We start from the raw sequence: 25,227 nt of genomic DNA, 5'->3' as shown, positions 1-25,227 counted from the left end.
GCACGAGTTTTGGGAATTTTAGGAGCAAGTTTTAATTTTTAGCGGAAGATTCCAGCCTTGAACTTTTGGTTCATTTTGTTTCAAGACAAAAGAACATTTAGCCTTACCCTTTGTTCAAATTTCAGATCTCCTTATATCTTCAAATATAATAACAAGTTATTCAGACATAAAAAATCCCGGAAAGTAATTTCCGGGATTTTTGTTTTATATGACTAAAATTTGTCAGTGAATCTATTTCTAGTGGCCTAGGAAGCTGTAGCGTTAAAAAAATTAAATCTTGATCCGTTAAAAAATTGCCACTGTTTGAGTGCGGGTAAAATATTGAGTCGAAGTAGCAACAGTAAATCCGCACGAGTTTTGGGAATTTTAGGAGCAAGTTTTAATTTTTAGCGGAAGATTCCAGCCTTGAACTTTTGGTTCATTTTGTTTCAAGACAAAAGAACTTTTAAACTTATCCTCTGATCCACTTCCAGATCTCCTTCAATGTTGCCTTATTTCCATACATCAAAATCCCTACCCGATAGATCTTTCCGGCTAAGAATATCATGAAAATAGTAGTTCCCAGCAATAGGGCAATAGATAAAGAAATCTGCCACGCCGGAACACCGAACGGTATTCTTGCAATCATAGCAACCGGTGAAGTGAACGGAATGATAGACAGCCAGAAGCCCAAAGGACCGTCAGGATTGTTCATCAGTGAAAAACTTCCATACATCCCTAAAGTAAGCGGTAAAATCGCAAATAAGGTAAATTGCTGTGTCTCTGTTTCATTATCCACGGCAGAACCGATGGCTGCATAAATTGAGCTGTAGAAAATATAGCCCAAAAGGAAGAATACAATGAATACAAAAATAATCAGCGGGAAATTCAGTTCTAAAAGACTGTGTGAGATCTGTGTCGCAATTTGAGCGATATCCAGCTTGCTGGCCAGTGCTTCATTACCTCCTGGAATATTCTTCTGGAAAGAAGCGAATCCTGTATTCAGAACCAGTGCTCCTACCACCGACATTGAGATCCAGATCAGAAACTGTGTCAGAGCGACCAGGGTTACTCCTAATATTTTTCCCATCATCAGTTCAAAAGGCTTAACGGATGAAATAATGATTTCTACCACACGGTTGTTTTTCTCCTCAAGAACACTTCTCATTACCCTAACTCCATAAATAATGATGAACATAAACGTTACATACATCAGAAGGATGCTTAAACCGCTCTTTACACCAAAAGCAAGGTCAGAGTCCTCTTTATTGTTATTGGAAACATTAATCGTTTTTAAAGTAAAGCTTTTATCAAGGCTGTTCAATTGGGATTCTTCAATACCAAGTTGCTTGATCTTTTCCTTTTTGATGACATCCGTAATATCCGAAACAATCTTCTGCTTCGTATCAAAGCCCATTTTGGCATTGACGATAAGTCTCGTGCTGTTTTCAAGATTGGTGTAATCATGATCTTTAAGCTCAGGAAGGATCAGAATACCGTCCAGCGATTCATTGTCTTTAAGATTATTGATTTTCGCTTTCTCATCCGCTGCGGAAACAAATACGTAGTTCAGTTTGTCATTCGATTTCAGCTGATCTTTAAAAAGTCCGCTTTTATCTACAACTTCAATGATGCTGTGAGATTCATTGGCTTTAAACATCAGTCCGATGACGGCTCCAAAACCAACCAGTAAAAGAGGCGCGAGCAGCGTTAATATAATGAAGGATTTTTTCTTAACCTGTGTAAGAAATTCCCTTTTTGTAATTAAAAAAATATTGTTCATAAAATTAAGAATGATTACTTACGGCATTAATAAACACTTCATTCATGCTCGGAATTCTTTCGTCGAATGATCTTACTTTTCCTACATTCACAAGATCCAGAAGGATGTCGTTCTGTCCGCTTTCATTTTTCAGATCAAAAGAAATAAGGTTATTTTCATGGGTGAAATTAAAAATCTCATGGTTTCCTTTAAAGCTGTTAAATTGAGCTTCATCCACCTCAGAAAGAGTAACCCCGAAAATATTCTTCTTAAATTTTTCTCTTACGTCAAAAACCCTTCCGTCAATAATCTTCTTGGAATTGTTGATCAATGCTACATAATCACACATTTCCTCAACACTTTCCATTCTGTGGGTAGAAAGGATAATCGTAGTGCCGTTATTTTTAAGATCAATGATCTGGTCTTTAATCAAATTGGCATTTACCGGGTCAAAACCTGAAAAAGGCTCATCAAGAATCAGCAGGTGAGGGCGGTGAAGAACGGTTACCACGAACTGGATTTTCTGCGCCATTCCTTTTGAAAGTTCAGATAATTTCTTTTTCCACCACTGGTCGATGTTCAGTTTTTCAAACCATTTTTTGGCTTCATTCAAAGCATCATTTTTGGTCATTCCTTTCAGTTCTCCAAAATAAAGAATCTGATCACCCACACTCATATTTTTGTACAAACCTCTTTCTTCAGGCATATAGCCGATATCTCTGATGTGCGTTGGATTAAGTCTGTTACCATTGATGAATACATCTCCGGAGTCTGCCTGGGTAATTTGGTTGATGATACGGATAAAAGAAGTTTTTCCGGCTCCGTTCGGGCCTAGAAGACCATAAATACTTCCCTGGGGTACATGGATGCTGAAATCATCCAATGCTACTTTTTTCCCGGAACTATAGGTCTTTCTGATATGTTCAGCTTTAAGCATTCAATTGTTTTTATAATGAGTATAAAAAAGTCCCTAAATTTACGGAAATATTAAGGGAGAATTGAGGTAAAATAAAAAATCCTGATGATTATCAGGATTTAATTTTTATTGTTTTACGATTTGCGTAACCTTTTGGGTATTATCGCTTAAAATATAGCGAATCAAGTATTTTCCGGGTTTTAATTTTTCAATATTGATCTCTCCGGAATTCATGTTGACAGAATAATTGGCTACCTGTGTTCCAAGAATTGAATAGAAAGTCACACTTTTGATCTTTAAAGCAGTATCTTTTGCTTTGATCAGAAGAAAATCTTTCGCAGGATTTGGATAAGCTACCAATACACCGTCATCAGACTTCTGTGTAGGGGAACCCGGCTCTCTCAGCTGTGCTTGCATATTGTTGGAAAACCCAACGAAAGCGCCAATAAATATAAATAAAAGTAAAAGTTTTTTCATCAAATTATAATTTCTCGAATGTATTGAAACAAAAATAAACAATTCTACAATTCTATACAATAGTTTTTTATATAAGTTGTAGTAAATTTGTAGAAACTTATTCAAAAAGTATTCCAAAATGATACATTCAAGAAATAGAAGACTTAGAGTTAATGAATCTATCAGAAGTTTAGTAAGAGAAAACATCCTTACAACTGATGATTTTGTAATGCCAATCTTCGTAATGGAGGGCGAAAACCAGCAGGAAGCAATCCCGTCTATGCCGGGAATTTTCAGGAGGAGCATAGATTTAACGGTGAAGGAATGTAAGGAATTATTTTCTTTGGGAGTAAAATCTGTCAATCTGTACATGAAGGTGTCAGAACATCTTAAAGACAATACCGGAAAAGAGTCTTGGAACAAAGACGGACTGATGCAGCAGACGATCAAAGCGATCAAAGATGCAGTGCCGGGAATGATTGTAATGCCGGATGTAGCTTTGGATCCTTATTCAATTTACGGACACGACGGAATCATTGAAAACGGAAAGATTGTGAATGATGCGACGAATGATGCATTGGCAAGAATGTCTGTATCACACGCTGAAGCGGGAGCTGATATTGTGGCACCAAGTGATATGATGGACGGAAGAGTTCTTGCGATCCGTGAAGCTTTGGAGGAAAGCGGATTTACCGATGTAGGAATTCTGAGCTATTCTGCAAAATACGCAAGTTCTTTCTATGGACCATTCAGAAGTGCTCTGGACAGCGCACCGAAAGAAAATATGGAAATTCCGAAAGATAAAAAAACTTATCAGATGGATTTCCACAATTCCCGTGAAGCTTTGAACGAAGTATTTAAAGATATTGACGAAGGCGCGGATATTATCATGATCAAACCGGGACTTCCTTATCTGGATATCGTTTCTAAAGTACGTGAAGCCATTGATCTTCCGATCGCGGTTTATAACGTAAGCGGAGAATATGCGATGGTAAAAGCAGCAGCACAGAACGGATGGCTGGATAATGATAAAACAATCATTGAAAGTCTTACGTGTTTCAAGAGAGCCGGAGCTGATCTGATTTTTACTTATTTTGCCAAAGAAGCAGCGATGATTTTAAATAAATAATGATGAAACCATCATCAAGTAAAAAACACCTCATGCTTTGAGGTGTTTTTTTTTGCAAAATATTTTTTAGTAATAGGATCGTAAAATAGATTACATGATGTTGAAATCTTTTCCTTTGGTGAATTTAGCCGCAAAAGGAGCCTGATTTCCGGAATATTTTAAAACAAAATGTTTCTTCGTATCCGTATCTATTTTAGCATCCACTTCCACATTTGTCGTTTGGAAACTGACATCCAGTCCGACACCTGATTCTTTTTCAAGAAAAATTTCTACACTTTCTGCATAAAAAAGAGACGTACTCAGATAATTGAACTTAATATTTTTTCGGTATGTTTTGGATTTGTCCTGGGTAAACTGGGAATAACTTTTCAAAATTTCAATTCCCGGCGAATCAATATTAGTGACTCTTGATTTAGTCACACCATTTACGCGCACCGAAAAATTAGTGGCATTTTTGATATTTCCATTGATTCCGATATTAAAAAGAGAAGGCAGCGACAGGCCATATTCGACCATGCTGTCTTTTGTGAATTCAAAATCCGGAATCAGCGCAGGATGTTTCGGAGTATTCACCAGCTGTTCTTTTACCTTACTGAGAACATCTCCGGAAAAAAGAAATCCAATAAGATTGTTTTCCGTAGTTCTCCAGTTTCTTCCGTTCCATTCAAAGATTTCACACAGCAAAGTGTCTGATGATGAATGGGGGAGAAGATCCATATCCTGCCATTTGAAAACTTCCTTGGCGTAAGGCCTTCTGTTGACAATATTGACACCCAGATCCAGCGCAAGCAGATCTGTCAGCTCCTGATTATTTTCCATAGTATTTTGATTCTTGATTGGGTGTATAAAAATAAGGAAATAAAACAAAAATGAAAACGCCCATATCAACGCATCATCTCATCGTCAAATCACCGCATCATCGAATTATCCCATCATCAAATCAGCATATCATCTAAAGCCAGCCTTTCTTTCCATACACATACGTGTCATCAAACTGCTTATCACTCATAAACAGATATAAAATCCCCTCAATAAAAGGAATGATGGAAGCCGCCCCGAGAGTCACAATATTTAGAACAAGCTGAATAACCCCTTCTTTGGTATAGCCCAGATAAAATTTATTTAAAGCCAGCCAGCCTACGAGAATTCCTAATAATGCCGCAGGAATTTTCTTTTCCGAACGGTAAGGAATAGTATTTTGCTGCTGGTTTTGTGTGCCGTCTGTTTTGGTATAACCGTAATTTTCCATTGTTAATTTTTTTTGGTGATGAATAAAATAATTTCCCAATACGTCGAAGAAAAATCGAGAGAGTTACATTTGTTTAAACTTTTAATTGGTCTATTGAACGGTCTACAATTTTATCGAAGATAAAATCCTCGCGCCTTAAAGCATTCGAATTAGAAAAAAAACTTGCATCCCTTTGCGCTTTTCCAACAAAAATTTTAAATAAGTGAGTTAAATACTTTAGTTTTTAAGGTGATCAACATTTTGCCCCAGTAGATTTGACAGGAATAATCAATGAAATTAAATTCAATCCATCAAAAAACCGGGGATAGCGTTTATAATCTAAAATTTGAATTCAAAAAAACTTTATCTTTGCTCCTATGATTTTACGAGGAGAAAACTTAATCAAAGAATACGGTCCTAAAAAAGTAGTAAAAGGCGTTTCTGTACAGGTTCAACAGGGAGAAATTGTTGGTTTGCTTGGTCCTAACGGAGCAGGAAAGACCACTTCGTTTTATATGATCGTGGGATTGGTTAAGCCTACTTCAGGAAAAATCTTTCTCGATAAGCAGGAAATCACTACGGATGCAATGTATCGTCGTGCTCAGAAAGGAATCGGTTATCTGGCACAGGAAGCTTCGATTTTCAGAAAGCTGTCCGTAGAAGAAAACATAATGGGCGTGTTACAGTTGACCAAGCTTTCAAAACGTGAGCAGCAGATCAAATGTGATGAATTGATTGAAGAATTCTCGCTTCAGCATGTACGTAAAAACAGAGGGGATCTTCTTTCCGGTGGAGAAAGACGTAGAACCGAAATTGCACGATGTCTGGCTACCAGTCCGAACTTTATCCTTCTTGATGAGCCTTTCGCAGGGGTAGACCCGATTGCGGTAGAGGATATCCAGAAGATTGTAAGAAGTTTGGTAGACAAAAATATCGGGATCCTGATCACCGACCACAACGTACAGCAGACCTTAGCTATCACCAATAAAACATACATCATGTTTGAAGGAAAGATCCTGAAAGAAGGACTTCCGGAAGATCTTGCCAATGATCCGCAGGTTAGAGAAGCTTATCTGGGTGAAAACTTTGTGTATCAGAGTATTTTAGACAAACCGAAAAAGAAAAAATATATATATAACATCTGGGCCGGTAATTTTGATTCTAAACTGCAGCTTCAGGGATTTGTAGATGAAAACTTCGGACAGTTTGATGATCTGAGACTGATGTACGGTTTTGAGGACGCCAGTTTTGCATCACTTGCCAATTCTGAAATTGAACATATCTTCAATGAAGTAGTAGATAAGAATGCCAATAATTCTTTTGTGTTTCAAAGAAAGGAACTGACCTCTCAGTACACATTGGAGCAGGCAGAAGCAGAATCTAAAGCCGCCAGCAGACCGGAACTGCATTATCTTACAACCTATTTCTACGAAGGATAATTCGGGTTTGAGAGTCGGAGAGTTTGAGAGTAAGAGCGTTTGAGGGTTTGAGAGTCTTCGAACTGGTTGTGAGTTGCTGGTTCGTATAGATTAAGTTAATAGGATTATGGTCTGACATCTTGGCTCTAGGATCTAGCATTCACCATTCACTTGCGTAGCAAAATTGACCATTGACATTTCTCAATCTAAAGTCTCACGTCTCGTGTCTGAAATCTGATGTCTAAATCAAACATTTTGCCGGCCCGCGAAGATACTTTCCCAGTTATTAAAAACAATATCAGAGAGTCTGTGCTGGTTCATGCTGTCTATAAATGCCTGATAAGCGGTATCCAGAAAGAATTTCAACTGACAGCTGAAAGGCATAAAAACACAAGGTTTGGAGTGGCAGTTGATGATGGGAGAATCATCCTGTTCCAGCAGGTGAATCAACGTACCGAGTCCTGTATTGAGGGCTTTGTCCGATATCATAATGCCTCCGTTTTTCCCTCTTTTGGTAATAACAAGTTCTTCTTTAGATAAAAACTGAACCACCTTAATGAGATGATTGCGCAATATATCCAACTCCCTGGATAGCTCATCCAAAGAAGATGAAGCAGTTTTGTCCTTTTTGTTGAGATAGATTAAGACACGCAGGCTGTAATCGGTAAAGTGGTTCAGTTTCATTGATAATTAATTAAAATGAAGTAATTGAGGTCCAAACTCTTCAAATAAAATATTTTCCTGTGCAATTCCAAGTTTGATAAGAGAATTATACTGCACTTTGATAAAGACCTCCGGACCACAAATATAATACTTTGCATCATCAATCAGTACCTCGTCTTTGAGTTCCGCTACATCAATTCTTCCTTCTTTTATAGCATTATTTTCATTTTTTGAAACCGTTTCATAAAAAATATGAGTCGTCAACCACTCGCTGTCCTGGTTCAATAGATCGATCTGATCTTTGAAGGCGTGAACCTTTTCATTCCTGCAGCTGTGAAGCCATACGGTTGTATTTTCCTGAAGTTTGTTTTTATTGGTTTCAAGCATGCTCAGAAGCGGTGTTACCCCAATACCACCACTGATTAAGACCAAAGGCTGATTACCGTCAACACCCGCATGGAATACCCCTGAAGGAGCACTTACCCATATTTCATCACCGGTATTTTTCTGATGCAGTACATTGGAAACGGCACCTTCCGGAGCGTTTGGATGGACCTCTTTTTTTACAGATATCCTGTAGTATTCCGGGTTAAAAGCAGATGAGAGACTGTATTGTCTGACCTGTTCATGGCCCAATCCCGGGATAAATAATTTCACAGAAAGATACTGTCCGGGAAGATAATCTGCGATGGAACCCTGATCTTTTGGCTTTAGATAGAAAGATTTAACTTCACTGCTTTCCTCAACAATATCCGCAATCACAAAGGTTCTCCAGCCTTTCCAACCTCCTTCTTTTTTAAGCGTAGACTGATAAAGGTCTTCTTCAATGGAAATCATAATCTGGGCAAGTTCATTATATGCCTGAGTCCATGCTTCTATCAATTCATCGGTGGCAGATTCTCCCAGCACTTCTTTAATGGAAGAAATTAAATGATGGCCAACGATATCGTACTGCTCCGGGCTGATATTAAGACTTACATGTTTATTGCCGATAGATTTCAAAACATTGATAAGGACTTCCGGATTTTCAATATGTTCGGCATAGGCAAGGACAGCGCCGGCTAAAGCATGCTGCTGTTTTCCACTGGCCTGATGGCTCATGTTGAAAATATTTTTCAGCTCAGGATGATGCTTAAACATTCTTGCATAAAAGTGTTTCGTAAGATCTGTACCATTCGTTTTTAAGACAGGTACGGTTGATGTGACTAATTTTTTTTGGTTCGAATTCATCTTGTTTTATTTAATAATGAGACAAATCTACAAAAAGATTTTTAATTGTTGTATTTTAAATGCAACAATATGATTTTAAACATTTATTGGAAAAAGACAGTAAATTCTCCCAAAAAATGCATAAATTTTGATTAACGAATTCTCATGGCAAAACCTTTCAACAGAACCGTCACCTTATTTGGAGTCTATAAACAGCTGGTTCCATTTATCAGACCTTACCGTTTAATGATTTACGGGACGCTGTTTCTTACTTTTTTAGGTGCACTTGCTGCACAGGTGAACCCCCTTGTATTGAAATATACGGTGGATGAGGTGACCACGCTTACTCATCTTCCACACCCGATGTCTGAAGGCATTCATATTCTGGTGGTGATCTCGATTATTTTACTAGGAAAAGAATTACTCAATATTTTCATCAATTTCGGGCAGAAGTTTTATGGTGAGAAAATAAGGATCAATGTGAGTTCTGTACTGGCCCAATCTGCTATCGACAAGATCCTTTCATACAGAGTAGCCTATTTCAATGATGAAAATCATGAGTCCGGGAAGCTGCAGATCAGGATAGACCGTGGTATTGAAAGCCTCACGAAGTTAGTTCAGAACTTCTTTATCGATATACTGCCTTTATTTTCCAATGCCATCATAGCCCTGATCATTATGTACATGCAGAATGTATATGTCGGAATGGTTTCGACGATCATTGTCCCGATCTATTTTTATATAAGTTCATTGCAGGCAAAAAAACTAGGTGGAGTACGTCGCCAGCTCAGAAATCAAAGGGAAAGAAAAACTTCCGGACTATTGAATCTGATCAATTCTATTATGGTGATCAAGAGTTTTGTCCGTGAAAAATTTGAAGGTAAAAAACAGTATGACCTGCAGATGGAGTTGATGGAAAGTCAGATGTTCACGAGGAAAACCAACTTTATTTATGATGGTTTGAAAACTTTTATCGAGCAGTTTGGAGTGGTTTTAATTATTCTTCTGACTGTGTATCTGGTATTGGATCAACAGATGACGATCGGAGCAATTATGCTTCACATTATGCTGTTCAATAATATTTCTGCACCAATTCGCCAGCTTCACAGAATCTATGATGATATGAATGATGCGATGATCTACGCAGAAGGCTATTTTGAGATCCTGAATGCTGATGATGAAAAAGAACAGAACGGAACCTATGTAGAAAAGCAGATCAAAGGAAATTTCGAATTAAAAAATGTGGACTTCACTTATCCGAACGGTACTAAAGCTCTGCACGATGTTTCTATGAAAATTGAAAACGGAAAAACCACGGCACTCGTTGGGCTGAGCGGAGCCGGAAAATCAACGGTGATCAATCTTCTCTGTAAATTCTATCTTCCAAATTCAGGAGAAATTCTGCTGGATGGAGTTGATTTAAATGAATTTGATAATACTTTTCTGAGAAATGATCTAGGTCTTGTTCTTCAGAGAAACCATATCTTCCAGGGAAGCATTGAAGATAATATCCGGTATGGCGATATGAATGCCAGCTTTGAGGAAATTCAGGAAGCTTCAAGAAAAGCCTATCTGCATGATCAGATTCTGGATCTTCCGGATGGTTATCAGCATGACGCTACTCAACTTTCGGGAGGGCAGCAGCAGAGAATTGCTATCGCAAGATTGTTCCTGAAAAACCCACCGATTATTTTCCTGGATGAGCCAACCGCCAGTCTGGACGCTATTGCTACGGAGCAGATCAAGAATTCGCTGGATGCCATTAAAGAAGGTCGTACGGTGGTTATAATTTCCCATTCACTGTCACAGATTTTAGATTCGGATACGATTTACGTGATGAAAAAAGGAAGGGTAGTGGAAAGCGGAACTCATGATGATCTGGTCCAGCTTAACGGAACTTACCGTGAAATCTTTGATGCTTCTGCCAGAAGTTTAAATCTGGATAAACTGGTGAATTCTTTTAAGGATAATTGATTTTATTTTTTCGTAAGTTTTTAAACGCTAGGGCGCAAGGCGTGATTAATAATGAGAATATTTTAAGGCGCAAGAAAATCAGAGATTTTCAGCTATAGGGTGAAGTTTAGATTACTTCGTCGCTGTACTCCTCGCAATGACAAGCGGTATACAATTTTATCGGAGATAAAATCATTGCGCCTTAAAGCGTTCGAATTTGTTGAAAAAATTGCGTCCTTGCGTGGCTCCAACTTCAAGTCTTATTTACTTAAACGACTTTTCTCACAATCAATTCTGTTTTATTCCAACCAAATACTATTTACAAAAGATAAATATCTAAAAGCAGGCTGATTTATATTTTCCAGACGAAAAAAGATTGATAGATTTGCTGTATCAATATGAACGATCACTATCTTAAAAAACTGGACAGAGTAACGGCTATCCTCACACAGCTGCAGTCGAAACCTACAGTAAGGGCGCAGGACCTTGCTGCTAAATTTGATGTCAGTATCCGGACGATTTACCGTGATGTAAAGACTCTCGAGAATGCTGGTATTCCCATTATAGGAGAAGCCGGGAACGGATATTCCCTGATGGATGGCTATAAACTTCCGCCGATTATGTTCACTAAGGAAGAAGTGCTGAGTTTTATCACCGCTGAAAAACTAATGCAGAAATTTTCCCACCAAAGTTTGGGAGATCATTATCAGACCGCGATGGAAAAAGTGCGCTCTGTGCTTCGGCATTCAGATAAAAACCTGATTCAGAATATTGAAAAACAGATTGATGTTTTTAACTATCACATCCAGCCCGGCGGTGAACTGAAAAACGTAATTCCCACCATTCTGGAAAGTATTGCAGATAAAACACAACTGATCATTGAATATAAAACCGTGGATTCTACAGTAACCAACAGAACGGTGGAAGCAGTGGGTGTTTTCTTTGAATTCAATTACTGGTATATTATGGCGTTCTGTACCTTGAGAAAAGATTTCAGACAGTTTAGAGTTGACAGAATTTTACAGATCCTTAAAACTCAGAATCCGTTTTCACAGGAATACGGGCAGATCAACGATTACAGAAGATATTCCAATGGAGAGAAAACAAGGGTAAGACTTTTAGTGGAGAAAAAAATAATCGGACATATCGTTAATTCAAAAAGATATTATGGGTTTATTGAAGAAACGGAGACGGAAAATGGTATTGAAATGACCTTTGATACAGAATGGATTGATGAAGGTTTTCCACGTTGGCTCATCACTTTTGCAGATTATGCGACTGTTTTGGAGCCTGAATCTTTGAAAGTGAAGCTCAGACATTTAACGGAAAGTATTTCAGGAAGATTAGAATAACATTAGGATGGAAGCTGGAAGAGGGAGGATGGAAGTTACTATTAGACTTGCAACTTCTGGTGGTCATATAATTTAATGAAAGAACCTTGTAAAGAATTATAAAAAACTTCCTGTAGCTGTTTTTTGACTTCAATAACTTCCATCTTCCATCCTCAGGCTTCCTGACTTTTAATAAAATATAAAATTATGAAAACGATATTCTTACGCGGTTTTGTACTGGCTGCACTCTTATATTCCGGGATTCTTTCTGCCTGTTCAGTGTTTTTGCTGAAAGGAAAAGATCATTGTGTGGTGGGATTTAACGAAAACTGGAAAACCATGCCGGGAATGATCGTGGTGAACAAACGTGATATTCAGAAAAGAAATATCAGCTGGGAAAACCTTACGACCGATCATGCAAAATTTGCTAAAGAATGGACCTCTCAATACGGATCTGTGACTTTTAATCTTCTCGGATATGATTTCCCATGTTATGGAGTGAATGAAAAAGGGCTTTTTCTGGTTGAGTTATATCTTGAAGAAACGACAAAAGTAAACAACCCAAAACAGGCGAATATGTTCTGGGCTCAGTGGATTCAATACCAGCTGGATAATTATAAATCGGTACAGGAGGTGGTAGATCACCTGAATGATGGACCCAATATAGACTGGTGGCCCAATGCCGCTGGAAGTCATTTCTTTTTGAGTGATGCCAAAGGAAATACTGCCACTATCGCTTTACTCAATGGAAAGTATAAAGTATTGACCGATAAAGACATGCCGATGCCACTTTTGTGCAACAATCAATATAAAAAAGATTTCGACAACGCTAAAAAATTTGATTTCTTAGGCGGACAGGAAAAATTTGATTTTGCCAAAGAAGGAAAATGGGAAGACCGCTACAACCGGGCTTATTATATGCTTAACAGCTATCAGTATGACAAAAAGCCGGTAGATTATGCCTGGAATATTCTGAACTCCATTCACGCCGGAGAATGGCAGACTGTGATTGATGTGAAAAATATGAATCTCTATTTCCGTTCGGATTTGAAAAAAGAAATTAAAACCATCGATATCCGTAAACTGGATTTCTCCAAAAATGCTCAGGTTAAATTTCTGGATATTCATACGGAAAGCCTGGGGAAAGTGAATGATCAGTTCCAGGTTTTGACCATGAATAAGAATAATGAATATGTAGAGAAAGGATTTCCTATCGGATATGATAATAAGGAATTCGGGACCTCGGAAACCTTTGTCAAACTCAAGGAAAATATCATCCGATTTTTTAAAAATATTTTACCTGAATAAAAAAATAAACTACGGATTCACGAACGTGAAGCCGTAGTTGTAGAAATTTATATCATTTGAATAAAGAAACTTTTACCTGAACTAAAAGACAAAAATCAGAAACAACAAAATCCGGTGTCTATATTTAATGAATGGATAATCTGATTGATTGGTCTGGCGATTCTGCCATTTCATCTTTTTGTCTGAATTGAATCATCAATTTTAGTTTAAGCAAAGGCATTAACGATCCTAAAATCTCTCCCAAAAAAAAGGGGGTTCAATTCCTAAAGCTCTCAGATACGTATATCCCTGACCTCTGTGGTGAATTTCATTGTCTACGAAGTAAAGAACATTCTGGAACACTGGAAATTCATACTGTCCGAATAAATTGAAAGTTTCCTGAAAACGCTCTTCGGTGATCTGATTGAAATATTCATTGATCACTCCGGTCTCTTCATCCCACTTGTTTAAAAGTTCTTCTTTTGTTTTCGGGTTGAACCCTTCCTCGTTGTAAGCTTCCATGTTTTTATTTACGATTCCCTTTAAAGCAGGTCCCCCGATGCTGATCAGTTCTACTGCCAGTTTAGCGAAGGGTCTCATACCGCCTACAGAAAATTCGAATAATTCTTTTTCCGGGAAAGATTCAATGACTCTTCTTGTCAGGTTTCTGTGTCCCTGCCAGTGCTCTAATAATTGATCTGAAGTCATAAACTGTTTTGTGGCTGTTGCTGTAGTTGTCATAATTGTATTGTTTTAGTTTGTTATTGTTGATACAAAGGTAAGACGGGGTTATGACAACAGTTTGTCAGCAGTGTTTTTGAAAGTGAAAAAATATTTTTTTTCTTTATTAAAATATATAGTTTGTTTTACCGTTTAGATGTAAATTGCATGAATAAATAAAATGCTACGTTATTAAAATCACGAAATGAAGAAGTATATTTTGCCTGTTATTCCTGTATTTTTATTGATCTCATGTAATAAAATCGAAGAGAAAATAGACCAGACTGTTCAGAAAACCACCGAAACTGTACAGCAGAAAGCCCAACAGGCGGTAGAAGAGACCGTGAAGAAAACGGTCAGTGAATCCCTTAATTCTTTAACCAATTCCCAGGACGTAAAATTTAATCAGGTATTTCCTGATGGAGGAAAGCCCGTGGTTTCAGAAGAAACCGGAAAGAAGTTTAAATTCCCGAGCGGTTCAGAAGGCTACATCTTTAAATATAAATCAGATATTTCAGTACTGCTTCCTTTCCTTGAAGCGCAGCCTACTTCCGACGAAAATAAATCAGAAAAAACTGCCCGTAAAATAGACGGACAAAGCATCATCGACAAAATAAGTTTTGTCTCAAAATTTCTTCCTGAAAACACTTTTAATACCGGTTTTCTTGAAGATATTAAGAATGATAAAAATATAGAATATTACAGACTGAAAAGGTTCCCGAACAACAGTACAATAATCTATAACCCCAAAACCCAGACCATCATACAATATGTAGAGGTAAATAAATAATTTGTGAGTGGCCGGATTTATCCGGCCATTTTTTTATTAAATCTATATAAATTCAATAGGAACGGGCTTTAGCCGAATTCTAAATTTAAACACAAATGCCACAAATATTTTTCACAAATAACACAATCATCTGTGCAAATCCGTGCAATCCGTGGTTAAATGAATCTGAAATATCCTTCGACTACGCTCAGGATGACAGCTCTAATACTATCTGGGTTTTATTTCGAAGCATAAAAATGAAAGTTTACAAACGCAGGGGATGAAGGATTCTTTTGTGAAAATCAATGATGAAGGTATAACTCTGCAGAAACAAAACTACAAATCATTCCCACATTTTACTTTTCACATTGTACAAAATAAAGTATTTTAGTACTATGAAAATTTATACGAAAACAGGAGATAAAGGACAGACCGCTTTATACGGCGGTACAAGAGTTTCCAAAGCCAGTGCAAGAGTCGACAGCTACGGAAATATAGACGAGCTTAATTCATTCATTGGTATTTCTAAAAGTCATATTGAGGATGAAGAGGTTTTGAAGCAGTTGAAAAAAATTCAGTTTGATCTGTTTACAGTAGGTTCAGAAGCTGCTACACCGGTGGATAAATTAATGTTGGCCAACGGAAAATCACGTCTGCCATTGATTATTTCAGATACGGAGATCGAAGAACTGGAAAATTGGATGGATGCTTTCGAAGATAAACTGGAACCGCTTCAGTATTTTATTCTTCCCGGCGGTGGAAAATCGGCAACATTTTTACATGCGGCAAGAACCATCTGCAGAAGAGCGGAACGTTCTCTGGTATTCTTAAATGAATCTGAAGAAGTGCGTCCTGAACTGATCAAATACCTGAACAGACTTTCAGATTATCTTTTTGTTTTGGCAAGATACATTTCAAAAATCAATAACGAACCGGAAGAATACTGGAATCCGAATGAAAGATAAAGCATTACTTTTCATTAACGGAGATCATCCAGAAACTTTTCCAAATCCTGATCAATATGGCTTAATTGCCTGTACAGACGGCGCTTTTCATTATTTGAAGCAACTGAGTTTTCCTTTAGATAAGCTGGATTTTATTTCCGGCGATTTTGATTCTCATTCAGGGTCGGATGAAAGTGTTTATCAGGATAAATTTATTTTAACGCTGGATCAGGATAAAACAGATTTTCATAAAGCTTTGGAAATTATTCTCGAAAAGGGGTTTACAGAAATTGATGTCTTTGGAGGAAGTGGTGGTGAACAGGACCATTTTTTAGGAAACCTGACAGTAGCTTATGCTTTTAAAGATAAAATGAACCTGAAATTTTATGATGAATTTTCTGAATATTATTTCGTTCCAAAAAGTTTTAAACTGAAAGGAGTTAAAAATAAAATGATTTCATTATATCCTTTTCCTTCCGTTGACAATATAACGACAACAGGATTGAACTGGCCATTGACTCACGGCAGTTTAAGTATCACTTCGAGAATCGGGACCAGGAATTTTGCGGTTGAAGATGAGATTTCCATTCAGTATGAATCCGGAGATCTGTTGTTTTTTGTTGGTATTAATGAAATAGAATATCCAGAAATATATTGAGACAATTTATACCCATATCCGTTCTGCTTATCGCTTCATTTTGTGTTTTTTCCTGCAAAACACAGGATTTTACGCAGCCGAAATATGGCAAAAATGAAACCGGAAACAGCATTGAAATCAAAAAAGTATACAATTTCAGGACAGTAGGAAATATTAAAAATTCTGAAGGAAGAACTTTAAAAGAAGGAAAATTTTACAGAAGCGGACATCTTCATAAGCTGAAGAAAAAATCGTTCAGAGAATTGGAAAATCTGGGAATAAAAGAGGTTATTGATCTTAGAAATTCCAAGGAAATTGCAGACAAGCCGGATAACCTTCCGACTGATGTGGTTTATAAAAAATATTCTGCTTTCGAAGATGAAGGAGACCAGTTGACACAGGCAAAAAAGCTTGTTTTAAAAGGAAAAGTAAACGGTTCCGATGCCGATAAAAGAATGATTGATTTCTACCGCGAATATGTAACGGAAAATCCTGAAGTCATTAAAAAAATCATTACTGATATTCTGGAATCAGACCAGCCGGTTCTCTATCACTGTACTGCAGGAAAGGACAGAACAGGAATTACAACAGCTTTAATTTTAACGATTTTAAAATTTGATAAAGAAACGATTTACAACGATTATATCCTGTCCAATAATTATCGCAAAAAATTAGTTCTCAAAAGATTGAATCTTGCTGATAATCTGCATTTTCTGTATCCTAAAATGGATGTGAAGGTTCTGGAAAAACTAAGTTGGGTGGAAACCGCTTACCTTGATGCTGCCTTTGATGAAATCAATAAGAAATACGGTTCAATTGATGCTTATGTTCAACAGGTTCTGGGTATTTCGGAAAATAAGCGGGAAGAATACATCAGGAAGTTCACGAATTAATAATATGAAGGGGTTTTCAAACGATGTCATTTTGAAATTTATAATAAATTTAACGCTTAAAAATCAAACTTTTTTAGCAATTTTGCATTTCGTAATTCACTTGTCAAGAAATGAAAATAAAGTACTCGGAACTTATTGATCAGACATTGTACTTTCCTACAGAGGAATTTAATGTTTCTGAGAACAATTTGTTATTTCACGATGTTCCTTTAATGGAAGTCGTTGAAAAATTTGGCACCCCGCTAAAAATTAGCTACCTGCCGAGAATTTCTCAAAATATCCAAAAGGCGAAAAGCTGGTTTAGGGAAGCTTTTGAGAAAGCCGAATATAAAAAGAATTATACCTACTGCTACTGTACAAAATCCAGTCATTTCAATTTTGTGCTTGAAGAAGCTCTTAAGAATGATATTTCTATCGAAACTTCTTCAGCATACGACATGGACATTGTAAAATCTCTTTATGGGAAGGGTAAAGTAGATAAAAATATCGAGGTCATCTGTAATGGATTCAAGACCGATGATTATCTGGCGAAAATTTCCGAGATGATCAACAGTGGTTTTGAAAATATTACCCCGATCCTGGATAACTACCGTGAGCTGGATAAGCTTACAGAAAGTATTGATACCACATTCGATATCGGGATCAGAATCGCTTCGGAGGAGGAACCTAAATTCGAATTCTATACCTCAAGGTTAGGGATCGGATATAGAGATATCATTCCTTACTATAGCCAGAAAATCGCCGAGCACCCGAATGCAAGGCTGAAAATGCTTCACTTCTTCATTAATACCGGGATCAAAGACACGGCTTATTACTGGAACGAATTATACAAATGTCTTCGTGTATACGCACGTTTGAAGAAAATTGCTCCGGAAGTGGATTCACTGAACATCGGTGGAGGTTTCCCGATTAAAACTTCTTTAAACTTCGAATACGACTATCAGTATATGGTAGAGGAAATCGTTTCTCAGATCAAAAAATTCTGTGAAGAGGAAGGAGTGGAAGAGCCTAATATCTATACAGAATTTGGAAGCTTTACTGTTGGTGAAAGTGGCGCAAACCTTTATAAAATCATCTCTCAGAAACGTCAGAACGACAGAGAGAAGTGGAATATGATTGATTCTTCATTCATGACTACACTTCCTGATACATGGGCGATCTCCAGACACTTTATCATGCTTCCGCTGAACAGATGGGAAGATACGTATGAAAGGGTATTCCTGGGTGGATTAACTTGTGATTCGGATGATTATTATAATTCCGAACAACATACCAATGCCATCTACCTGCCGGTTTTCAGCGATACAAAACCTCTGTATATCGGATTCTTCCATACCGGAGCGTATCAGGAAACAATCGGAGGATATGGTGGTGTTCACCACTGTCTGATGCCTCAGCCGAGACACGTCCTGATTCAGAAAGATGAAAATGGTGAACTTCAGTACGAGGTTTTCCGTGAAAAACAGGAACCGGAAGACATTTTGAAAATCTTAGGTTACAAATAACAGGACTGTCATTGCGAGGAACGAAGTGACGAAGCAATCTCATCTTAATACTCTTAAAAACTCAATTGTTTCTTAATGTTTTAATTTTTAACCATTAAGATTTTATTAAGGATTAAGAACCGTTAAAAATCTTCTCTTCAGATGATAAGACTAATATAAAAACAAAAGCTCTCAAATTTTGAGAGCTTTTTTCATTTAAAAATATTTTGAAAGCTTATCCAGTTCCAGTTCTTCATAATCTGAAACTACGATATCCGCTAAAGTATAATCCTGATTTTTTGAATGCGGACTTCTGTAGGCAGCACAGAAAATCTCAGCTCTGCTTGCAGCAAGGATTCCGTTGGTAGAATCTTCAATCACCATGCAGTTGGCTACAGGCTCTTCTGCCATTTCTGCGGCCAAGAGAAATACCTCGGGGTGAGGTTTGGACTCCTTCAAAGCCGCACCGCTTATTTTCCCGCTAAAATACTGCTCAAGCCCGAATTTTTCAAAAACCATATTGATGGTGACCATCGTTGCTGAAGAAGCCAGGATAAGCTTAATGCCGTTCTCATGGTAATGCTTAATGAGCTCCTTTACTCCCGGAATCAGGTCAAACTCTTCATCATTATCGAAATAATCCTTGAAATGCGCTCTTTTGATGGCAGAAAGGGCTTCGTGGGTATGAGACAGACCGTATTTCCCTATGAGTGTTTCAAATACTCTTTTCGTAGAAGCTCCGGTAAATGAGGTGTATAATTCTTCGGAAACAGTAATTCCCAGTTCGTGAAATGTTGTGAAATAAGCTTTTCTGTGAAGTGGTTCCGTATCTACAATAACCCCGTCCATATCGAAAAGAACAGCTTTTAAGGACATATTTTGTTTTTTACAAAAGTAGGGAATTGGTTTGAATGGGGAAAGGGGAGGAGAAGCAAGAGTCAAGATTTTAGACATCAGATATCAGACACGAGACATGAGACTTTTTTGGTTAAGGTTTTGAAAATGTCAATAGTGAATTTTGCTTCGCAAGTGAAATGTGAATGGTGGCTTCGGGAGTCTCAGCCACCATATATTTGTCATTCATTGAATAGATCCAGATTCACAATTTTCAACTCTAACACATATCGAGTAGTATCAAGAAATTTCTAACTCTAAAACTCTAAAACTATAAAACCCTCAAACGCTCTTACTCTCAAACTAGGATGCCGTACCCCGAAACTTTAAACCCCTCAAACTCTCCGACACTTAAACCCAAGTACTCGCAAACTCATAAACTCTTCGTATCTTTACCCCGAATATTTCAATCTTTAAATCATTTAAATTTTTAAATAAAACATGAGAACATACGCAGGAATTCCTGAAGAAAATGCAACGTTAGAAAATTCTAAAGTAATGCTGGTAACCGTTCCTTACGATGGAACATCAACATGGGGAAAAGGAGCCGACAAAGGCCCGGAATTATTCCTTGATGCTTCCGAAAACATGGAGCTTTATGATATTGAAACTGGAACTGAGCCTTTCCTTGACGGTGTATATCTGGCAGGAGAGATTTCTGAAAATTCAAGTCCTGAAGCCATGACAGAAGCGGTTTATCAAAAAACAAAAGAGCTTTTGAACAACGAAGGAAAAGTATTTACCCTTTTTGGAGGTGAACACTCTGTATCTATCGGTTCTATCCGTGCGGTAGGAGAGAAGTTTGAAAACCTTACTGTTCTTCAGTTGGATGCTCATACAGACTTACGTCCTGAATTCCATGGTTCTACTTCTAACCACGCATGTGCGGTTTTTGAAGCGAATCAGAAGCATAACTTAGTTCAGGTGGGAATCCGTTCTATGGATGCTGAAGAAGCTGAATATTTACCGGAAGGAAGAGTGTTTTTTGCTCATGAAATTGCTGTCAATGACAACTGGATCAACGATGTTCTGGAAAAAGTTTCAGGAAATGTGTATATCACCATTGACCTTGATGCTTTTGATCCGTCTATTGCCCCTTCTACAGGAACTCCGGAGCCAGGTGGGCTTCAGTGGTATCCTACATTGGAATTATTGAGAAAAGTATTTGAAAAATGTAACGTAGTGGCATTTGATATTGTAGAATTAATGGATTCTCCGATGGCTAAGCCAACTGCTTTTTTAGCAGCCAAGTTATATTACAAAATGCTTGCTTACAACCATATTTATAACAACAACTAAAATTCCGCAAGAATCAGATTTTTTCTGCCCTATATTCTTTGGAAATTTGTGAGGTAAAACACTTATATTATGTCCGCACAAAGTCAGATAGATTATAACAGAATTGCTAAAGCGATAGAATATATCCAAAGCAATTTCAGGCTTCAGCCAAGTTTGGAGGAAGTGGCAGAGAATATTCACTTAAGTCCGGCTCATTTTCAGAAAATATTTACGGATTGGGCAGGAACAAGTCCGAAGAAATTTTTACAGTTCATCAGTCTTGAACATGCTAAAAATTTACTGAAGGAAGAAAAAGCGACTTTATTTGATACCGCCTATGAGACGGGACTTTCCAGTACAAGCAGGCTTCATGACCTCTTTGTGAACATAGAAGGAATGTCTCCGGCGGAATATAAAAACGGCGGAAAAAGCCTTAGCATCAATTACAGTTTTTCCAAAAGTCCTTTTGGATATGTAATGGCAGCATCCACTGAAAAAGGGATCTGTTACATGGCTTTTGAAGACGATAAAGAAACAGCATTGGGAAATCTGAAACATACATTTCCCAATGCTTCTTTTTTTGAAAAACAGGATGCTCTTCAGAAAAACGCACTGTCCATATTCGATAAAGACTGGACAAAACTCAACACGATAAAACTACATTTAAAAGGCACAGATTTTCAGCTTAAAGTCTGGGAAAGCCTGCTTTCTATCCCAATGGGAAAACTGTCTACTTACGGCAGCCTGGCCGGAAAGATCGGAAACCCGAATGCCTCAAGAGCAGTAGGAACCGCTATTGGCAGTAATCCTGTGGCATTTCTTATTCCATGTCACCGTGTGATTCAGTCTACGGGAAATATCGGAGGTTATAAGTGGGGAAGCGAAAGAAAACAGATGATGGTGGCTTGGGAAAGTTCACATATGTACGCTGAAAATTCTATAGTACTTTAATTATTAGATTTAAGTTTTGGCTAAAGCCCGTTTCTATTGATGTGAATACTCAAAAGACATCTATTGAGAAATAGTATTGCCCAATAAAAATCTCCGATTTTTCAAAAACTTAAGTGAACTTTATTCAGCGTTTTAATAATAACTCAAAATACTTAAGTGTTAAAAACTTTTGCGACTTTTGTGGTTAAAAAAACATTTAAAAAGTCATCAAATAATATACTTTTTACAAATTCAAAATCATGAACAGCCTGTTTGAAGAAATATCAGAATATCCCTTGAATATTCTTCCGAATGACGGAACGGTCCACTATTACGGAAAAGTCTTTGACAAAGAAAGATCAGATTTCTTTTATGATTATCTGCTCCATCAAATTCCGTGGGAAAATGATGAAGCCGTGATCTTCGGGAAATTAATTTTAACGAAAAGAAAAGTAGCCTGGTTTGGAGAAAAAACCTTTGAATATACCTATTCAAAACGGACAAAATATGCCAAGTTCTGGACTCCGGAATTACTCGAACTCAAGAGGAAATGCGAGGAAGTTTCCGGAGAAACATACAATTCCTGTCTTCTGAATTTATACCATGACGGAAGCGAAGGAATGGCATATCACAGTGACGGCGAAAAGGATCTTAAAAAACACGGAGCGATTGCTTCCCTGACCTTCGGAGCAGAAAGAAAGTTTTTATTTAAACATAAAGCCACCAAAGAAAAAGTGGAAATATTCCTTGAGGACGGAAGTTTACTGATCATGAAGGGAACCACACAGGAAAATTGGCTGCACAGGCTTCCACCCACCACAAAAGTAAAAACACCACGGGTGAATCTTACTTTCAGAACGATTGAAGAGTAAAAAAAGGTGGCTGAGGCTCCCGAAGCCACCTTTTTTATGGTAAGAATGGTATTATCGCCGTTTTTACCAAGGGAAATAGTACAACTGGTGGCTGAGGGACTCGAAGCCACCAGCGCCTATAAAAAAATCCGGTCACTGATTTCTCGAAGCGACCGGATTTTACATTTTATAAACTGATATTTATACTGTCAGTAGTGACTGAGATTTCCGAGGCCACCATCATTATTTTTTATTTCAACACTTCAGCTTCAATAGAGCTGTCATTATACACTTTGATAAAAGCTTTTGTATAATCTGCCTTTGTCGCAAAGTTTGGATTTTCCATAAATTTCTGAGGATTGATCGCAAAAAGCGGCCACCATGTACTGCTGATCTGAATCTGGATTCTGTGTCCTTTTTTGAAGGTATGCATCACATCCTGAAGTCTGAAATTCACGGCTGTTTTTTGGTTAGGAACCAATGCTTCCCCTTTTTCTCTTGAATTTCTGAATCTCGCCGGCATGATTTCACTTCTTACCATTTGGTGATAATTAGGATAGATGACACCGTCTTTCTTTTCCTGAGGTTTGAAATCTTCAGGATAAACATCGATCAGTTTTACAGCAAAATCTGCGTCGGTAGAGCTGGCTGCAATATTCAGTTTAGCCATGATTTCTCCTGCGAAACTCATATCTTCCGTTAAAACATCTGTAGTAAAAGTCAAAACATCCGGTCTTCCTACAGCAAATCTCTGATCTTCCGACATATAGTTTTTAGGCGTAAATCCGTTGAAGTCTTTCAGATTGTCAGAGCTTACAACAGGATTGTTCGGGTCACTGTAGTATTCTGAGAAACCTTGTCCTGCACTATTCTTTAATGTTCCGTCCGTTAGGTAGAAATTAACCTTCTGAGCATTCTTTGGAGGATAAGAAGCAAATTCTCTCCATTCTTTTGATCCTGTATCATACATCAGCGCTTCCGGAAGTCCGGCATCTTCTTTCGTATTTCCTTTTAAATAATGATTGAAAAATTTAGTCTCAATATTCTTCTGGTAATACGTGGCAATGCTGTCTCCAAAATAAATCTGGTTATGGAAATGCTTCCCTTGTTCCTGTGCCCAAGCCCCATGAGAGAAAGGTCCCATGACGATTGTATTTTTAGCTTTAGGGCTTGTCTTTTCTATGGTTTTGTAAATATTCAGTGGTCCTGAAAGATCTTCTGCATCAAACCAGCCTCCAACGGTCATTACCGCGTGGTTTACATTTTTTAAATGGGGAAGTAGGTTTCTTTTCTGCCAGTATTCATCATAATTAGGGTGATTCATAATCTCGGTCATGAAGAAATTATCCTTGTAATATTTTTCATAACCGTCCTTTAATGTTCCCATATCTCTGTAAAACTTAAGACCGTCTTCTGAAGTCTGTTTTACGAAAGTATCCATATACCAGGCTTTGTTTTCCGGCTTTGTCTTTTGAACTCCAAAAACTGGGAACGTTCTGAAATATCCCAGCATAAATCTTCCGTTGTGCAGAAAGTCATCATTCCAGAAGTCAGAAATAGGAGCCTGTGGAGAGGAAGCAACTAAAGCAGGGTGCTGTGCCAGTATCCCTACAGCAGTATAGAATCCCGGGTAGGAAGTTCCGTACTGTCCGGCTTTACCATTGTTGTCCTTAACGTTTTTCAACAGCCATTCTATCGTGTCATAAGTATCTGTACTTTCGTCTACATCTTTTTTAGTTTTGCGGTCCACCTGAGGCGTCATATTGGTGAAAGTTCCTTCACTCATATATCTTCCGCGTACATCCTGGAATACAAAAATATATTTATCCTTCATCAGGAACTTGTTAGGTCCCAGTTTCGTTCTGTATTCGGTTTCACCGTAAGGAGCAATGCTGTAGCAGGTTCTCTGCATCAGGAAAGGATATTTGTTTTTGTTTGAAATATCTTTCGGTACGTATATCGCTGTAAAAAGCTTTACGCCATCACGCATCGGAATATAGAATTCCTTTTTGGTGAAATTATCTTTTACGAACGTATCCTTCTGCTCGGTACTCTGCGCCCTTCCAAGGATTAAAAAGAAAATGAATAAAATTGAAATATGGATCTTCATAAATAAAATTTGCAGCTAATTTAGAAATAAAATAGCTCCGATATACTACCGATGCTCAATCTTTCATTGGAAAGTACTGAAGAATTCAAAAAAGCAGCTCTATTTTCCATCTGCTTAATCTGCCTGATCTGCGGGAGATTTTTTACACTTGCCGATTTTATAGATTGAACTCATTTTAAACTTTTTATTGAGGTTGTTCACTCTTTTATTTTCCTTAAGAATGAAATAGGAAAATAAGATGATGTGCATTGATGTGTTTGATGATAAGAGTTTTAAATCTCCCTTATAAGGTCCTGAAGCTATTCAGCCAGACATTTATTATATCCTTTCATAGTTGGAAAACGCAAAAGGAACGCAAAGCTTGATCAAAAATGAGGATATTTTAA

At 37.6% G+C, this 25,227-nt stretch carries 22 protein-coding genes and 1 pseudogene; 13 read left to right on the top strand and 10 right to left on the bottom strand.

Going from position 1 to position 25,227, the window contains the following annotated elements:
* Positions 1-451: 451 nt before the first annotated feature.
* From IW22_RS23070 to IW22_RS23060, 3 genes are all read right to left on the bottom strand, one after another.
* Positions 452-1,762 (bottom strand): ABC transporter permease, encoded by a 1,311-nt coding sequence (locus IW22_RS23070; RefSeq protein ID WP_034731971.1) that lies wholly within the window; start codon positions 1,760-1,762, stop codon positions 452-454.
* Positions 1,763-1,766: 4 nt separating this feature from the next.
* Positions 1,767-2,678: an ABC transporter ATP-binding protein gene (locus IW22_RS23065; protein ID WP_034731967.1), complete on the bottom strand. Its 912-nt coding sequence runs from the start codon at positions 2,676-2,678 to the stop codon at positions 1,767-1,769.
* A 105-nt stretch (positions 2,679-2,783) separates the two neighbouring features.
* Positions 2,784-3,134, bottom strand: a complete 351-nt coding sequence (locus IW22_RS23060) for a T9SS type A sorting domain-containing protein (RefSeq protein ID WP_034731965.1) — start codon at positions 3,132-3,134, stop codon at positions 2,784-2,786.
* A 118-nt stretch (positions 3,135-3,252) separates the two neighbouring features.
* Between IW22_RS23060 and hemB the strand changes: the two genes are divergently transcribed.
* A complete protein-coding gene (gene hemB, locus IW22_RS23055; protein WP_034731962.1) occupies positions 3,253-4,242 on the top strand; it encodes a porphobilinogen synthase in 990 nt (329 codons plus the stop codon).
* Between the two features lie 90 nt (positions 4,243-4,332).
* Here the strand turns inward: hemB and IW22_RS23050 are convergent, their stop codons facing one another.
* Both IW22_RS23050 and IW22_RS23045 read right to left on the bottom strand, forming a co-directional pair.
* Positions 4,333-5,061 (bottom strand): hypothetical protein, encoded by a 729-nt coding sequence (locus IW22_RS23050; RefSeq protein ID WP_034731961.1) that lies wholly within the window; start codon positions 5,059-5,061, stop codon positions 4,333-4,335.
* Between the two features lie 133 nt (positions 5,062-5,194).
* Positions 5,195-5,491: a TM2 domain-containing protein gene (locus IW22_RS23045; protein WP_051891375.1), complete on the bottom strand. Its 297-nt coding sequence runs from the start codon at positions 5,489-5,491 to the stop codon at positions 5,195-5,197.
* 356 nt (positions 5,492-5,847) lie between these two features.
* Here IW22_RS23045 and lptB point away from each other — a divergent pair.
* A pseudogene (lptB, locus tag IW22_RS23040) lies at positions 5,848-6,573 on the top strand (LPS export ABC transporter ATP-binding protein); the annotation flags it as partial.
* Positions 6,574-7,134: 561 nt separating this feature from the next.
* Here lptB and IW22_RS23035 read toward each other — a convergent pair.
* Positions 7,135-7,572, bottom strand: a complete 438-nt coding sequence (locus IW22_RS23035) for an Rrf2 family transcriptional regulator (RefSeq protein WP_034731958.1) — start codon at positions 7,570-7,572, stop codon at positions 7,135-7,137.
* Between the two features lie 6 nt (positions 7,573-7,578).
* Complete coding sequence (gene hmpA, locus IW22_RS23030; protein WP_034731955.1) at positions 7,579-8,781, bottom strand: NO-inducible flavohemoprotein; 1,203 nt, start codon at positions 8,779-8,781, stop codon at positions 7,579-7,581.
* Between the two features lie 225 nt (positions 8,782-9,006).
* Here hmpA and IW22_RS23025 point away from each other — a divergent pair, with 225 nt between their 5' ends.
* From IW22_RS23025 to IW22_RS23015, 3 genes are all read left to right on the top strand, one after another.
* Positions 9,007-10,734: an ABC transporter ATP-binding protein gene (locus IW22_RS23025; protein WP_051891376.1), complete on the top strand. Its 1,728-nt coding sequence runs from the start codon at positions 9,007-9,009 to the stop codon at positions 10,732-10,734.
* A gap of 377 nt (positions 10,735-11,111) precedes the next feature.
* The gene (locus IW22_RS23020) at positions 11,112-12,065 is read left to right on the top strand and encodes a helix-turn-helix transcriptional regulator (RefSeq protein ID WP_034731949.1); all 954 of its coding nucleotides are present in this window, start codon (positions 11,112-11,114) and stop codon (positions 12,063-12,065) included.
* A gap of 186 nt (positions 12,066-12,251) precedes the next feature.
* Positions 12,252-13,352, top strand: coding sequence for a linear amide C-N hydrolase (locus IW22_RS23015; RefSeq protein WP_034731945.1), 1,101 nt, complete (start codon positions 12,252-12,254; stop codon positions 13,350-13,352).
* Positions 13,353-13,580: 228 nt separating this feature from the next.
* On the opposite strand, the gene IW22_RS23010 is transcribed toward IW22_RS23015, so the two are convergent.
* Positions 13,581-14,072 carry a DinB family protein gene (locus IW22_RS23010; RefSeq protein WP_034731943.1) on the bottom strand — a complete coding sequence of 164 codons (492 nt, stop codon included), beginning with the start codon at positions 14,070-14,072 and terminating at the stop codon, positions 13,581-13,583.
* Between the two features lie 184 nt (positions 14,073-14,256).
* On the opposite strand from IW22_RS23010, the gene IW22_RS23005 reads away from it, so the two are divergent.
* From IW22_RS23005 to IW22_RS22985, 5 genes are all read left to right on the top strand, one after another.
* Positions 14,257-14,841: a hypothetical protein gene (locus IW22_RS23005; protein ID WP_034731938.1), complete on the top strand. Its 585-nt coding sequence runs from the start codon at positions 14,257-14,259 to the stop codon at positions 14,839-14,841.
* Between the two features lie 374 nt (positions 14,842-15,215).
* A complete protein-coding gene (locus tag IW22_RS23000) occupies positions 15,216-15,785 on the top strand; it encodes a cob(I)yrinic acid a,c-diamide adenosyltransferase (protein WP_034731935.1) in 570 nt (189 codons plus the stop codon).
* Positions 15,775-16,422: a thiamine diphosphokinase gene (locus IW22_RS22995; RefSeq protein ID WP_034731932.1), complete on the top strand. Its 648-nt coding sequence runs from the start codon at positions 15,775-15,777 to the stop codon at positions 16,420-16,422. The genes IW22_RS23000 and IW22_RS22995 overlap by 11 nt, the downstream gene beginning before the upstream one ends.
* Positions 16,419-17,294, top strand: coding sequence for a tyrosine-protein phosphatase (locus tag IW22_RS22990; RefSeq protein WP_034731929.1), 876 nt, complete (start codon positions 16,419-16,421; stop codon positions 17,292-17,294). The genes IW22_RS22995 and IW22_RS22990 overlap by 4 nt, the downstream gene beginning before the upstream one ends.
* Positions 17,295-17,404: 110 nt before the next feature.
* Entirely contained in the window at positions 17,405-18,799 is a 1,395-nt protein-coding gene (locus tag IW22_RS22985; protein WP_034731926.1) for a decarboxylase, read from the top strand.
* 195 nt (positions 18,800-18,994) lie between these two features.
* On the opposite strand, the gene IW22_RS22980 is transcribed toward IW22_RS22985, so the two are convergent.
* Positions 18,995-19,654 carry an HAD family hydrolase gene (locus IW22_RS22980; RefSeq protein WP_034731921.1) on the bottom strand — a complete coding sequence of 220 codons (660 nt, stop codon included), beginning with the start codon at positions 19,652-19,654 and terminating at the stop codon, positions 18,995-18,997.
* A gap of 459 nt (positions 19,655-20,113) precedes the next feature.
* Between IW22_RS22980 and speB the strand changes: the two genes are divergently transcribed.
* The 3 genes from speB to IW22_RS22965 all read left to right on the top strand — a co-directional run bounded on the left by speB (position 20,114) and on the right by IW22_RS22965 (position 22,752).
* Positions 20,114-20,971: an agmatinase gene (gene speB / locus IW22_RS22975; protein ID WP_034731916.1), complete on the top strand. Its 858-nt coding sequence runs from the start codon at positions 20,114-20,116 to the stop codon at positions 20,969-20,971.
* Between the two features lie 69 nt (positions 20,972-21,040).
* Positions 21,041-21,901, top strand: coding sequence for a bifunctional helix-turn-helix domain-containing protein/methylated-DNA--[protein]-cysteine S-methyltransferase (locus IW22_RS22970; protein ID WP_034731913.1), 861 nt, complete (start codon positions 21,041-21,043; stop codon positions 21,899-21,901).
* 239 nt (positions 21,902-22,140) lie between these two features.
* Positions 22,141-22,752 carry an alpha-ketoglutarate-dependent dioxygenase AlkB family protein gene (locus IW22_RS22965; protein ID WP_034731910.1) on the top strand — a complete coding sequence of 204 codons (612 nt, stop codon included), beginning with the start codon at positions 22,141-22,143 and terminating at the stop codon, positions 22,750-22,752.
* Positions 22,753-22,981: 229 nt separating this feature from the next.
* Here IW22_RS22965 and IW22_RS22960 read toward each other — a convergent pair whose 3' ends face one another.
* Entirely contained in the window at positions 22,982-24,841 is a 1,860-nt protein-coding gene (locus IW22_RS22960) for a CocE/NonD family hydrolase (RefSeq protein ID WP_034731907.1), read from the bottom strand.
* Between the last annotated feature and the right edge of the window lie 386 nt (positions 24,842-25,227).

The sequence above is a fragment of the Chryseobacterium sp. JM1 genome (assembly GCF_000737715.1).
Taxonomy (GTDB): domain Bacteria; phylum Bacteroidota; class Bacteroidia; order Flavobacteriales; family Weeksellaceae; genus Chryseobacterium.
This window is presented reverse-complemented; position numbering and strand designations above follow the sequence as displayed.